Below are 12,964 nucleotides of genomic sequence, written 5' to 3'. Positions count from 1 at the left end.
ACCTAAACGCAAAAATTATGACTATCAATAAACAAACAAAATATATACCGCTGGTAATATCCCTGTGCTGCATGCTGGCCTGTAAAAGTCAGCTGGATATCAATGATCCTAACCAGCCCTCACCGGGAAGCGCCGCCACAGAAAAGGGCATTGTAGCCCTGGGCCAGGGCATTTATGTAAGCGGGTTTTATGATCTTAAGTATTATGATGCGGTAATAGGCCGCTTCTGGTCAGGCGCCATAGGCTTTCAGGAGCAAATGGGCGATGTAATAGGCATGGAATCCGCCAACGAATACATGAACCAGTTAGGCTGCCCGGATAAGGTTACGCTGGACGATGGCACCGTAGTACCCAGCCCCGGCTTTCCCTCCAAACAGCTGCAGCTCATACGCGCCATCAACAGTAATGCTGAAGCAGGCTCCAACCCGCTCTTTTACGAATGGGCTTACATGTACCAGCTCAATAAGAACTGTAACCTGGTGCTGGCCGCGCTGGATGAGGTGGAGTTCAGCGGCGATGCAGCCACCAAAAAGAATGTGGTAAAAGCCTGGGCCTACTGGTGGAAAGGGTATGTGTATTCCCGCATTGGCTCCCTTTATTACGCCGGCATCATTAACGACAACCTGGGTGTTGCAGATGATCCTAAAACCACTAACAACAACTACGTATCCAAAGAAACCATGATAGCCGCAGCCAACGCTAAGCTGGATACGGCCGCACAATTACTGACCGGCCTTTCTGCCGGGGCAGATTATAATGCCGTGCTCAGTAAGCTGATCCCGGCGTTTTACCAGGTAGGTAAAGGCGGCGTGCTTACCCCGGATATGTGGATCCGTAACATTAATACCCTCAAAGCCCGCAACCTGCTGGTAAATACCACGGTAGATGCCATGCCCGCCACCCGCTGGGACAGCATTCTTACCCTTACCAACAATGGCATACAGCAGAATGATTTTGTATTCACCGGCCGCTCAGACCAGCTGGGCGATATTATTGCCGCATCAGATGGCACCGTAGCAGCCAGGGTTACCAGCACAGATCCGGGTGGCAATGGCTACAGCATCAGCGAGCGCTTAATACAGGATTTTAAACCCGGCGACAAACGCCTGGATAACAATTTTGAAACCGGCACCACCTGGATCGGTAATGCTGACCGTGGTAACTCCTTTAACACCAACCACGCGCTGATCGATGGTGGTAAAAAAATGAGCGGTGTAATTGTATATAGCAATACCGGCGTAGGTGCAACAGAAATGTACCTGGCCGGCAGCTGGGAAGAAAATGAGCTGATGAAAGCAGAAGCCACTATGTACAAAGATAATTTCAGCCCCGCCGCTATTATATCAGGCATGGCGTTGATTGATGCAGTACGGAATGCACAGGGCGCCGGCTTAGCGCCCACCGTGGCCGCTACCGCAGCTGCTGCCAAAGAGGAGCTGCGTAAGGAAAGAAGGATAGGCCTGTTGTTCCGCGCCCTCTCCTTCTACGACGCCCGCCGCTGGAAAGTGATCGATCCCGTATCCAAAGGCGGGGGCCGTACCGGCTGTGTGGTGATAGACCGCTCCGGCAACATTAACACCAATGCAACTATAGATTACAGCTTCCTGGATTACTGGGATGTTCCGGATAATGAAGTAGCTAACAACCCGCCGGGCCCCGGCGCCGCACCGGTAAAAAATCCCCGTACGGAGTGAGGAATTAATAATTAAGCATGAATAATTAATAATAAAGAGGGCGATACTTCAATTGAAATATCGCCCTCTTTATTATGCTGGTTGCAGAAAATGCATTTCAACAGTGTACCAGCCCTGCGGCATAACACCAAACATCCGCTGCATTCCATTATTAATTATTCATTCTTAATTTTTCTGCGCCACCGTGATCAAATGGAACGGCGCTCCATCCTGCTGGTGCAGCGTGGTAAAGCCGCATACCTCCAGCATTTGTTTCATCAGCTCCAGGCTGAATACATGATGATGCGCGCGGCGGTACCGGATGTTTTGCTGTATCTGGCTGGCCAGCTCTTCACGCGTGCCTTCCTTTTCATCCATTACATGCAGGCGTATAATCTCGTCAAAATGCGTGGTATCATCTTCACCTACATTGTTTTTATAATCCTGCTGCAAATGTTCCAGTGTAGTATAGGGCCGGTTAATATCAAAGGTATGGCGCTTATCCGGCAGCACCAGCACCAGCTGCCCGCCGGGCTTTAGTACCCGCTTCCATTCATACAGGGCTTTCAGCGGGTTAGCCACATGTTCCAGGCAATGGCAGGATAGTACAAAGTCGTAGCTGTTATCTGCAATGCCCTGCAGGTCTGTGGCCTCGCGTATGAACTGGTAGCCGGTTTTGTTATAGTAGTGAAAGTTGTTGCCCTCCTGTATCTGCCCTTCCCAAATAGTATTGGTGCTGAAGTTAGCACCGTCTATCTGCGCTGCAAACAGGTATACCGGAAAATATCCCTTTACTGCAAACAGCGCACTGGGCCCGCCAATTTCAATCCCCTTCTTACCGCGCAGCTGCGCACTGTAATTGATCAGCTTTCGCTTGGCCGGTCTTTTGATGTAAGATACCCAGGTGGTGATTGCATCTTTTAATTGCATGTTGTTGTGTTATGTCTTAAATATATATTACACGCCTGCAAAAATTATTCCTTACTCCTCGCTAAGCCCCATGGCGCTGGCTTTCATCTTAGCGGTGGTTTCCTTGCCCAGGTAATGTTCTATCCGTTTTTCCAGTAAATAGATCAGAGGTGTAAGTACAATAGCCATGGTGAATTTGTATATATAGTTCACCAGGCAAATGGCCAGCACCTGCTGCCATGTCCAGTTATTCCCCAGTTTAAACGCAATGTACAGCACAATAAAGCTATCCACCAGCTGCGATACAATGGTAGACCCGGTGGCCCGCAGCCAGATATGTTTATCGCCCGTGCGTTTTTTAATACGGTGAAATACGGTAACATCCACTATCTGGCTTACCAGAAAGGCAATAACGCTGCCCGCAATGATCCACATACCCTGCCCAAAGATCCCGGTAAAGGCCGTTTGCATATTCGGCAGGCCATCAGCCGTTTTGCTGCCTATCCAGAAATCAGCCGGGGGCACTTCAATAGCCAGGAAAAACATCAGGAAAGCATACAGGATCAGCGCTACAGCCGTATAGGAAATGCGGCGCACCGCTTTAGGACCGTAATATTCATTCACCACATCCGTCATTACAAACTCCAGCGGCCATAACAATACCCCACAGGTAAGGTTAAACGATAATCCGCTTTGCCCGAAAATGGTAAAAGTATGTACCGGCAGGCCCAGTAAGCGTTCCAGGGAAAAGATCTTACCGCCTATACATTCCGCTATCAGCGCGTTGGCCACAAAAAAACAGGAGAAAATGACAAACAGCTTGGTGGGCCGGTCTTTCAGAAGATGATTGATCATACCAGTATTTGAACTAATAATATTGACAGGTTAAGGATCAGCAGGTAACCGGGTAGCTCCCCCCAGCTTATCTTGCGCAGCAGCAGTAATACAATGGCCAGCACACTGCTCAGCATATTGGCCCAGGGCGCCACCAGGATCCCCAGTACAATCACGGAATTGAAAAGCCACGCAAAGCGCTCCCCATGCTCTGTAATACGCAACAGCCACACTGCGAGGTAGCAAAGATTGCATATAAAAACGAATTTCAACAAAATTTTAACGAAGCGCATGCAGCGAAAATAGTAATATTAGTGAATAGTCGATAGCCGACGGTCCATAGTCCATGGCATAGTACGTATATCAGGGCTGCGTGCAATGATAATACAATAGCCCACAGTCCATTACTCGAACAACTTTAGGCCACGCACTATGCAATGGACCATGGACTATGGACCATGGACCATTGACTAACAACTATGAACTTTAAATAATATATTTGCTACTTATCTGTTTTAAAAGATTACCATAAATATGAAGAATAACTGGCTGAAAACGCTTTTGCCGCACATTATAGTAGTGGTGGCATTTCTGGTACTGGCAGTGCTGTATTGCAAACCCGCCCTGGATGGCAAAGTATTAGGCCAAAGCGATGTAATTCAATGGAAAGGCATGGCCAAAGAATCATTGGATTACAAGGAAAAACATGGTATTACCCCCCTGTGGACAACCAGCATGTTCGGTGGTATGCCCACTTACCAGATCTCTTCTGAAAGCCCTTACAACTATGGGCAGATCATCCCTATGATATTAACACTCAACCTGCCTAAACCTATTAACGTATTGTTCCTGGCAGCGTTAACTTTTTATATTTTATGCATTGTGCTGAGGGTAAATCCCTGGATAGGTTTCATTGGCGCAGTAGCGTATGCCTATTCCAGTTATATGCCCATCATCCTCTCAGCAGGGCATGATACCAAATCCGTTGCACTGGCCTATTTACCGGGCGTAATAGCCGGTATAATGCTGGTGCTCAGGCGGCAATACCTCTTAGGCGCCGGCCTCACCGCATTATTTTTAGGTTATTTTATAGAAGCCAATCACCTGCAGATCACCTATTACTTCTTTTTACTACTGGCCGTTATTGCCATCGTATTTGCAGTGATCACCATCCGTGAAAAAGATTATAAGCACCTGTTCATCTCCTCCGGAGTAGTGCTGGCAGCCGTATTGGTAGGTATGAGCTATAACGCCATGCGTTTGTGGACCACCTACGAATATTCGCATGCCAGTAACCGGGGCGGTAAGTCGGAATTGTCGCCGCTGCCCGGGCAGGAAGGAAATAAAACAGCCGGCGGGCTGGATAAAGACTATGCCTTCCAGTGGAGCTATGGCAAGTTTGAAACCTTTACCCTGATAGCGCCTAATATTTACGGCGGCAGCTCCGGCGGCGAATTAAGTACCAGCTCAGAAACTTATAAGCAGCTTACCGGCATTGGCGTACCCGCCGTGCAGGCCGAAAATATGATCAAACACTACCCTTTATACTGGGGCGATCAGTCCCTTTTGGGCACCAGCGGCCCCGTATACCTGGGTATTGTGGTGTGCTTCCTGGCCATACTGGCGCTGTTCCTCATAAAATCCTGGCATAAGTGGTGGCTGGTAGCAGTAACCGTGTTTGGTATTTTCCTGGCCTGGGGCAGCAACTTTGCTGCTTTCAACTATTTCCTGTTTGATCATTTACCTTTTTACAGCAAGTTCCGCGCACCTTCACAGGCGCTCATTTTCCCGCAGCTCACTTTTGCAGTGCTGGCAGTAATGGGGTTAAATGAGCTCATCACCAGTCAGCTGCCTAAAGCAGAGCTGTTGAAAAAACTGAAGTTCACCGGTATGATCACCGGCGGCATACTGGTATTATTGCTGCTGGCATCCACCTCCCTGTCTTACACCAACTTTTCCAATAATCCCGAAACACCCGGTACAGATAACCAGTTCCAGTCACAGCTTGCACAAATGGCGCGGGGCGATAATGCGATCGTGGAAAGTATGATGAAAGCCCTCCGTGAAGACCGTGCTACCCTGTACCGCAATGATGTGATCCGCTCCCTGGTCCTGACCGGCCTCATATTCGGCCTGTTATGGCTTTTCCTGTCAGGTAAGCTGAATAAGAATTTACTCATAGGCGGCGCAGTAGTGTTAGTGCTGTTTGACCTGTTGCAGGTAGATAAGCGTTACCTGAGCAGTGATGATTTTATGGATGAAGCCAGCTATGGCGATCCATTCCAGCCCACAGCAGCCGACCAGCAAATATTACAGGATAAAGATCCCTACTACCGGGTATTTAACCTTACCTCTCCCAATGGTCCGTTTAACGATGCCATGACCTCCTACTTCCATAAAAGCATAGGCGGTTATCACGCAGCCAAGCTGCAGCTGTACTTGGACCTGATCGAACGCCAGATCAGCAAGAACAACATACAGGTGCTGAACATGCTCAATACCAAGTACGTAATTCAGGCCGGCCAGAACGGGCAGCCAACCGCAGCCCGCAACCCGGATGCGCTGGGCAATGCCTGGTTTGTAAAACATATTCAATGGGTGCCGAATGCAGATGCTGAAATGAGTGCAATGGACCACTTTGATCCGAAAGATACCGTGATAATAGACCAGCGTTATAAAGCAAATGTGAAAGGCGAACCGGTGTATGATTCCGCCGCCAGCATTCATTTAATTGCCAATAACCTGAACACCATCTCTTATGAATACAACGCGGCCACACCACAGTTTGCCGTGTTCTCTGAAGTGTATTATGAAAAAGGCTGGAACGCCTTTATAGACGGCCAGAAGGTGCCCTATGCCCGCGTGAACTACGCGCTGCGTGGAATGCTGGTACCTGCCGGTAAGCACACCATTGAGTTTAGGTTTGAACCGGTATCTTATTACGCAGGTATTAAAATATCCCTGGTCAGCTTTGTAGTGATGATGGTGCTTATTATCGGCTCGTTTGCATTGTACATAATACAGCAGCGCAAAAAAGCGGTTCCGGCATGATGCATGTATTGAGTATCGCGCCGTACCCATACCTGCCAGCCAGGCAAGGGGGCGAGTTATTCATAGCCGGTTATTATGCAGCCCTGGCGCACTATTGCCGGCTTACCGTGGTATCTGTGCAGGCCAACCAGGCCGAAGGACCTTTGCCTTATGCACTATGGCCGCTGTTTACCAATAGCCGTACCCGTTATCTTAATGTTTTCTATGCAGGTCAGCTGGCAAAAGCCATCCGGCAAAAAAATGTGCAGCTGCTGCAAATAGAGCATCCTTATATGGGATGGATGGCAGTATGGCTGCAGGCCCGCACCGGCCGCAGGTTTGTAGTACACTCCCACAATATAGAGGCAGCCCGTTTCCGCAGCATGGGCAAAAAGTGGTGGTCACTGTTATGGGCCTACGAAAAATGGGTACACCGCAAAGCAGCCCACAGCTTTTTCATTAGCCGGGAAGATGCTGATACCGCCATTCGTGAATATGGCCTGGATCCGCAAAAGGTAAGCGTAGCCCCTTACGGCATTACAGCGCCACCGGCCGTTACAGACCACACTGCCTTGCGCGAACAGGTTTGCAGCCGCCATAATATACCATCCAACAGCACTATTTTTTACTTTAACGGGGCGCTGGGCTACCAGCCTAACCAGCAGGCCGTGCGCAAAATATTAACGGATATAGACCCCTTGCTGCAAAAAACAGCAGCTTCCCCTTATGTAATACTCATTAGCGGCAAAGGTTTACCAGCTGAGCTGATAGCCCAGGTAAAGGCTACCAATGGCCGTATTATTTACACCGGTTTTGTAAATGATATCGGGGAGTACTTTGCGGCAGCAGATGTATTTATTAACCCGGTATTGGAAGGTGGCGGCGTAAAAACCAAGGTGCTGGAAGCATTGGCGTACCACAAAACCGTAGTATCTACCGCCAGCGGGGCCATAGGCGTAAATACAAACGTATGTGGCAATAAGCTGCAGGTAGCGGCAGATAATGACTGGCAGCAGTTCATAACGCTTATGCTGCAGCAAAATAATACAGCGGAAGCTACTCCCCCTTCATTCTTTGAATATTACAGCAATACTAATATTGCAGGGGATGCTTCCGCTGTGATGCAGGCCCTTATAGCCCGCCCTTAATAATATGTTTAGTGTTTTATAGCTACGAACATGGTACGGTTGTAATACTGCGTATAGTTTTCGCGGAACAGGTCACCGGTGTAGTCAAATTGCTCAAATACACTGTTAAACCCGGCGGCGTGCATTGCTTTGGTAAGCTCTTTTTTCGTTAACCAGAAAGAGCGGTGGTTGTTATAGGAAGCCCACAGCAGCTTTTCGATCTTCTCTTTTTTAGTGCCCGGGGTCCATTCCTTAAACCAGCGGCCCTTATAACCTTCATTCTCTGTAATAGGCGACAGGCGGTAGTTATACTGGTGTTCAAATAAGCTGGTACGTTTCTGGATAGGCGCTATAAAATATTTGTTTAAAGGTCCCAGCCGGTAACGTACATCCCTTTCCGGTGCAAAATGCGTATTTAACAGCAGCATTTTGGTGGTACACTCGCTGATCAGCTTCAGGAACGCTGCCGGATCGTTCAGGTGGTATAGCAGGCCATAACAAAGTGTAATATCAAACTTACCGTAGTTAGCCATGTTCCGCACATCATCCTGCGCAAAGTTTAAGTTGGGAAGGCCCAGGTTATCCTTTACATAGTTGCAATTCTCTATGTTCTCAGCTCTTGCTTCAATACCCAGGCTGTCAAAACCCATTCTCGCAAATTCAGCAGCATAGCCGCCTTCCAGGCAGCCCAGGTCTACCACGCGCATCTTGCTTCTGTCGCCTGCTGTTGGGGGAATAAAGAGATCAACGGTCTTTTTTATGGATGACCAAACAGCGCTGTCCGACAATAAAATGGAATCATCTCCCATGGTTTTTTGGCCGTTGTTCAGCAAAATGTTGTGTGCGGTGAATTTCATAGATGTTTTAAATGGATTATTGTTGGCTACTATTAAATGTTATTACTAACTACATATAAATCAAAGATACAATATTTACTAAATACTCAATTACAACACTTTATAAAAGTGCGGCTTATTGCGTATAATAGTGGGAGCCATGGCCCACAGCCGGCCTACGTTCCCTGCCAGCTGCCCTGTTTTGGGCCATAGCTTAAACGGGTTGCGTAACCTGGCTGCATTGGCTATAAAGCTGCATATAAAGGCCACCGGCACGGCAAAAGTATAATTAAATAACAGTATAAAGAACCATAATACCCCGTACTGCTTGCGCACCCGCAGGTGGTTGGAGAGCATCAGCTGAAAACCTTTACGGCTATACAGGTCATAATAACCTTTATCATTGGTTTCAAAAGCAGCATTGGCGCTTTCACCCTGCAGGTGTATCACATGCAGGTCGCCATACACCACCAGCTGCCCCACCTTTTTAATACGGCTGCACCATTCCGTTTCCTCCGCATACAAAAAAAAGTCTTCATCCATCAGTCCCGCTTTTTCAACGGTGCTTTTTTTCACCATCAGGTAAGCGCCATTGATCCAGTCCACCACCTGCTCTGTTTCAGCAACGCGTACATTGGGTACTTTGGTTTGCAGCGCATAGCCCAGCCAGCGCAGAAACCCGCCCCAGTAAGGCAATGGCAGCAGGTGATTTAATCCCCCTTTCATAAAGTAATTACCGGTTATCTGCGGGCTGCCGTCAGGGTTTAACAGCTGCACCGCGCAGGCAGCGTAGTCGGAAGCGCGGAAGCGGCTTACACAACCATCCAGCGCATGATCCAGTACAATAGTATCAGGGTTCAGCAGCAGCAGCATATCGCCATGGGCTATACGTAAACCGGCATTATTGCCCCGGGAAAACCCGGCGTTGTAGCCCATTTGCAGCCAGCGTACCTGCGGGTATTGCTGCAGTATCACCTGCTCGCTGTTATCCTGCGAATCATTATCCACCACAATAATTTCGTAGCTGATAGCGGTAGTTTGCTGTATAATGGATTGTATGCAGTCCAGTATCAGGGCGGCGCTTTTATAATTAACAATTATAATTGAAAGGTCCATACTGGTTATAGCCTTTTACGGAATAAATAGGAGAAGGTCATCAGCAGCTTGGATATAACGCCTATCCGCAGCACACGCAGGGGAAACTGCCTTTGTAAAGTGATCATTTGCCGCACGGGAGAGGGAATATCCCCTTCCAGGCCGGATGAGCGCAGGTCTGCCACCTGCCTTATTTCCAGGTTGCGCAGCATACGCCAGAAAAAATCATACACGTAAATATTATTCAGCGCCTTTAAAGAGAATTTACGCAGTAAATAAAAGTTCTCCGGTATCTCCACCTCCCGCACCCGAAAGCAGTCGCGCGTGATCTGCTCCCCGCTGATGCCTACATTCACCAGCACTTCATCTATATACACAAACTTCGGGTTGGCCTGTAATACCTGCATATAAAAATCAATATCCACCACCCAGCGGGTCTTTACATCATACCGGTAGGCCGGTTTGTTGCGGTGCATAATAACGCTGGGCGGTCCTATAAAATTGCGTTGGAACAGGTTCACCGGCGATTGCTGTAACAGCCGCTGGTAAAAGGCATTACAATGCACATCCTCAATATCACCGGTTTGCAGGTAATGGTTGCTGTAGGCGGTATATACAAAATCGCAGTCAGGGTTGGCATCCAGCGCAGCAGCCATTTTTTCCAGGGCCTGCGGGTGCGCCAGCCAGTCGTCATCATGTAATATCTTTATATAGGCGCCGCGGGCTTTATCGTAGCAGGTATTCCAGTTGGCCGGCATGCCATGCGCGGGGGTATTCTTATAATACTGTATGGGCAGCTGCTGCTGGAACTGTTGCACCACCTGGTGCACACTTTCATCCGGGCTGTCGTCCGTAATAATTACTTCCCAGCTGCTGCACTGCTGCGTAGCCAGCGATGCCAGCGCCCGCAGCAGGAACTCGGGGTTCTTATATGCCGGTATGCAAACAGATATTTTAATATTGCTATTGGTCATGATCTCCTTTCCAGTGTTTTTTTAATCGGGTACAACAGCAGCTTGGCTACATCTGTCCAGCGGCCCGGTTGTTTCCAGGCGCCTGCAGCCAGTATCCACTTGCAGCGTACCGCTTCGCTTATCGGCTCTTTCATTAAACGGTTTAACCAGTAGCTGGTTACTTTTTTTTCTGCGGTGGCTACAGCCGCCTCCCCCGCTGCGCCCGGCGCCAGGGCCGGTAAAGGCACCTGGTTAATATGGCGGTGAAAATGTATGGCATGATTGATCCAGGCTTCGCCAAAGCTGCCCATAGAATCATGCAACAGGTCTATATCAAACACCACGCCTGTCATATAACGCTGGGATACGCGCAGGCTGATGTCCAGGTCATAAAAATGAAACCCCGGCAGCTTTTCCTCGTTAAAAGGGTATTGCTGCCACACAGTTTTACGCATGCACAGCCACACGCCGTCCAGGGTACGCACACTTACCAGGTTATCCGGCTGCCCTGCCGGGTGCAGGTATACCCGCTGCGGTGCGCCGCTTTTGCCTGCCTGGAAAATATTGCAGCAGTCAAATGCCGGCTGCCCCGTAGCCCAGCCGGAAATGGCCGCGCTTTTATACCGGCTGCCGGCCAGCCCTATAAGGCCCAGGGCCTCCTGCTGCGCAAAATGTGCGGCCGTTCTTACTCCCCACTCTGGGGTTAAAAAGGTCACATCATCATGCACAAAGCACAAAATATCATACGCTGCCACCGCAGCCCCGGTATTATAACCTTTACAAATGCCCCCCAATTCCTTCGCATTGGTGATCACCAGTATTTCATACGGCACACCAATGGTGGCCGCTATATTGGCTTTTACCTTTTCAATGCGGCCATTGTCGGCAGAACAGATGATAACAGAGATCATAATAACAGTACAATAAATTCCAAAAAGCTTAAAAATACAAACTTTCCTATAATGCATGATTTTTGCCATCTTTACAACCAAGCAACAGGAAAATGGGCATAATCAGGAAACAAAGTATTACTTCCTCCTTTATTATATACACCGGCTTTTTTATAGGCGCAATTAATACCTGGCTTTTTACAACCGGCCACTATTTTACCGCGGCAGAATACGGCTTAATAGGCATTCTGCTGAATATAGCACAATACTTCTTTGCGTTGGCCAACCTGGGCACCATTCCTGTATTATACCGCTTTTATCCTTATTACCGCGATAATCTTCCCCTGGAAAAGCGCGACCTGTTTGGCAAAGCTGTCATTATAGCCATTGTTGGTTTTGTAGCGGTATGCCTGTGCTCTTTCCTGTTTAAAGACCTGGTAGTAACCAAGTTCGGTACAAACTCCCCCCTGCTCATAAAATATTTTTATACCATTTATCCCCTCAGCTTATTCCTGTTACTATTTTCCTTGCTGGAAGCACAGGCCTGGAACCACTTTGCATCCGTAGCTGCTAACTTTCAGAAAGAGCTGGTGATGCGGCTGTTCACCTCTTTCCTTATTATCCTGTTCCTGTTCAAGGTATTGAACTACGAAGGTTTTATAAACCTGTTCTCATTCGTATATGCATTTATTTTCCTGGGGCTGCTGATCTACCTGTACCGCAAAGGACAGATCTCCTTTACGCTGAAAACCAGCGTGGTTACCCGCCGCCTGCGTAAAAAAATGCTTTCCCTGGGCACTTTCGTTTATATCGTGGCTTTATTTACCATACTGGCTAAGAACTTCGACAACTTTATTATCAGTAGCGTGCTGGGACTTGCACAAAACGGCATCTTTACGTTTGCCTCTTACATTACCTCTACCATGGAAGGGCCGCAGCGTGGCCTCATAGCGGTTTCTGTGCCTGTTATTGCACAGGCCTGGAAGGATAAGGACATGAAACGGATAGAAAGCATTTACCGCAAAACCGCATTGAACATGCTCCTGTTCTCCTGCTTCCTGTTTGGCTTAATATGGCTCAACTATCACAATGCTTTCGAGATCCTGAATATTAACCGCTCTTACCTGGAAGGACAAAACGTATTGCTCTTACTTGGCCTTACCAAAATAGTGGAGCTGGGCACCGGCGTAAATGCACAGATCATTGTAACCTCCCGCTACTGGAAAGTAGACCTGGTTACCACCGCTGCGCTGCTTTGTATCTTAATACCGCTCAATTACCTGCTCATTAAAAGATATGGTATTGACGGTTCTGCAGCTGCTTCGCTGATAGCCTACATCATCTTTAACCTCATACGCTATGTATTCATATGGGTGAAGTTTAAGATGCAGCCTTTTACCTGGCGCAATGCCGCAGTGATCGTTATTACTGTAATTGGTTATTGGGCGGCACATTCCCTTATAAAAATGCCGTCTGTCCTGCTGGATGCAATTGTGCAATCCACCGTGTATGTGGTTGTTTGCGCAGCCCTCATCATCCCCTTAAGGGTATCAGATGATCTGAACCGCCTGTATGCACTGGGCCTGGAACGTGTGAAAAGAGTATTGGGAAGATAAG

General features: G+C 48.3%; 11 protein-coding genes. 4 read left to right on the top strand and 7 right to left on the bottom strand.

The window, feature by feature from the left end; all coding sequences use genetic code 11:
- Positions 1–17 precede the first annotated feature (17 nt).
- Positions 18–1,694, top strand: a complete 1,677-nt coding sequence (locus BMZ54_RS09405; RefSeq protein ID WP_089909707.1) for a RagB/SusD family nutrient uptake outer membrane protein — start codon at positions 18–20, stop codon at positions 1,692–1,694.
- Positions 1,695–1,859: 165 nt separating this feature from the next.
- Here BMZ54_RS09405 and BMZ54_RS09400 read toward each other — a convergent pair whose 3' ends face one another.
- From BMZ54_RS09400 to BMZ54_RS09390, 3 genes are read right to left on the bottom strand one after another with little or no spacing between them, the layout of a single operon-like run.
- A complete protein-coding gene (locus tag BMZ54_RS09400; RefSeq protein WP_089909704.1) occupies positions 1,860–2,603 on the bottom strand; it encodes a class I SAM-dependent methyltransferase in 744 nt (247 codons plus the stop codon).
- Positions 2,604–2,654: 51 nt separating this feature from the next.
- Positions 2,655–3,437, bottom strand: coding sequence for a queuosine precursor transporter (locus BMZ54_RS09395; RefSeq protein ID WP_089909700.1), 783 nt, complete (start codon positions 3,435–3,437; stop codon positions 2,655–2,657).
- The gene (locus BMZ54_RS09390; RefSeq protein ID WP_143080949.1) at positions 3,434–3,691 is read right to left on the bottom strand and encodes a hypothetical protein; all 258 of its coding nucleotides are present in this window, start codon (positions 3,689–3,691) and stop codon (positions 3,434–3,436) included. Before BMZ54_RS09390 ends, BMZ54_RS09395 begins: the two co-directional genes overlap by 4 nt.
- Positions 3,692–3,950: 259 nt before the next feature.
- On the opposite strand from BMZ54_RS09390, the gene BMZ54_RS09385 reads away from it, so the two are divergent.
- Positions 3,951–6,467 carry a YfhO family protein gene (locus BMZ54_RS09385; protein ID WP_089909692.1) on the top strand — a complete coding sequence of 839 codons (2,517 nt, stop codon included), beginning with the start codon at positions 3,951–3,953 and terminating at the stop codon, positions 6,465–6,467.
- A complete protein-coding gene (locus BMZ54_RS09380; protein WP_089909689.1) occupies positions 6,464–7,594 on the top strand; it encodes a glycosyltransferase in 1,131 nt (376 codons plus the stop codon). The genes BMZ54_RS09385 and BMZ54_RS09380 overlap by 4 nt, the downstream gene beginning before the upstream one ends.
- 8 nt (positions 7,595–7,602) lie before the next feature.
- Here BMZ54_RS09380 and BMZ54_RS09375 read toward each other — a convergent pair whose 3' ends face one another.
- The 4 genes from BMZ54_RS09375 to BMZ54_RS09360 all read right to left on the bottom strand — a co-directional run bounded on the left by BMZ54_RS09375 (position 7,603) and on the right by BMZ54_RS09360 (position 11,368).
- Positions 7,603–8,430 (bottom strand): class I SAM-dependent methyltransferase, encoded by an 828-nt coding sequence (locus BMZ54_RS09375; RefSeq protein ID WP_089909685.1) that lies wholly within the window; start codon positions 8,428–8,430, stop codon positions 7,603–7,605.
- A 90-nt stretch (positions 8,431–8,520) separates the two neighbouring features.
- Positions 8,521–9,525: a glycosyltransferase family 2 protein gene (locus BMZ54_RS09370; RefSeq protein ID WP_089909683.1), complete on the bottom strand. Its 1,005-nt coding sequence runs from the start codon at positions 9,523–9,525 to the stop codon at positions 8,521–8,523.
- Between the two features lie 5 nt (positions 9,526–9,530).
- Positions 9,531–10,478: a glycosyltransferase family 2 protein gene (locus BMZ54_RS09365; RefSeq protein ID WP_089909679.1), complete on the bottom strand. Its 948-nt coding sequence runs from the start codon at positions 10,476–10,478 to the stop codon at positions 9,531–9,533.
- A complete protein-coding gene (locus BMZ54_RS09360; RefSeq protein ID WP_162277506.1) occupies positions 10,475–11,368 on the bottom strand; it encodes a glycosyltransferase in 894 nt (297 codons plus the stop codon). Before BMZ54_RS09360 ends, BMZ54_RS09365 begins: the two co-directional genes overlap by 4 nt.
- A 92-nt stretch (positions 11,369–11,460) precedes the next feature.
- Here BMZ54_RS09360 and BMZ54_RS09355 point away from each other — a divergent pair, with 92 nt between their 5' ends.
- Positions 11,461–12,963: a lipopolysaccharide biosynthesis protein gene (locus BMZ54_RS09355; RefSeq protein WP_089909673.1), complete on the top strand. Its 1,503-nt coding sequence runs from the start codon at positions 11,461–11,463 to the stop codon at positions 12,961–12,963.
- Position 12,964 lies beyond the last annotated feature (1 nt).

The organism is Chitinophaga rupis (assembly GCF_900109685.1).
GTDB lineage: Bacteria > Bacteroidota > Bacteroidia > Chitinophagales > Chitinophagaceae > Chitinophaga > Chitinophaga rupis.
Note: the sequence above shows the minus strand (reverse complement) of the source record. Positions and strands in the feature narration are given on the sequence as shown.

What these genes read in the sequence shown, in the direction of transcription:
- BMZ54_RS09405 (WP_089909707.1), top strand. Translation starts at nt 18, where the DNA reads ATGACTATCAATAAACAAACAAAATATATACCGCTGGTAATATCCCTG.
- BMZ54_RS09400 (WP_089909704.1), bottom strand. Translation starts at nt 2,603, where the DNA reads ATGCAATTAAAAGATGCAATCACCACCTGGGTATCTTACATCAAAAGA.
- BMZ54_RS09395 (WP_089909700.1), bottom strand. Translation starts at nt 3,437, where the DNA reads ATGATCAATCATCTTCTGAAAGACCGGCCCACCAAGCTGTTTGTCATT.
- BMZ54_RS09385 (WP_089909692.1), top strand. Translation starts at nt 3,951, where the DNA reads ATGAAGAATAACTGGCTGAAAACGCTTTTGCCGCACATTATAGTAGTG.
- BMZ54_RS09380 (WP_089909689.1), top strand. Translation starts at nt 6,464, where the DNA reads ATGATGCATGTATTGAGTATCGCGCCGTACCCATACCTGCCAGCCAGG.
- BMZ54_RS09375 (WP_089909685.1), bottom strand. Translation starts at nt 8,430, where the DNA reads ATGAAATTCACCGCACACAACATTTTGCTGAACAACGGCCAAAAAACC.
- BMZ54_RS09370 (WP_089909683.1), bottom strand. Translation starts at nt 9,525, where the DNA reads ATGGACCTTTCAATTATAATTGTTAATTATAAAAGCGCCGCCCTGATA.
- BMZ54_RS09365 (WP_089909679.1), bottom strand. Translation starts at nt 10,478, where the DNA reads ATGACCAATAGCAATATTAAAATATCTGTTTGCATACCGGCATATAAG.
- BMZ54_RS09360 (WP_162277506.1), bottom strand. Translation starts at nt 11,368, where the DNA reads ATGATCTCTGTTATCATCTGTTCTGCCGACAATGGCCGCATTGAAAAG.
- BMZ54_RS09355 (WP_089909673.1), top strand. Translation starts at nt 11,461, where the DNA reads ATGGGCATAATCAGGAAACAAAGTATTACTTCCTCCTTTATTATATAC.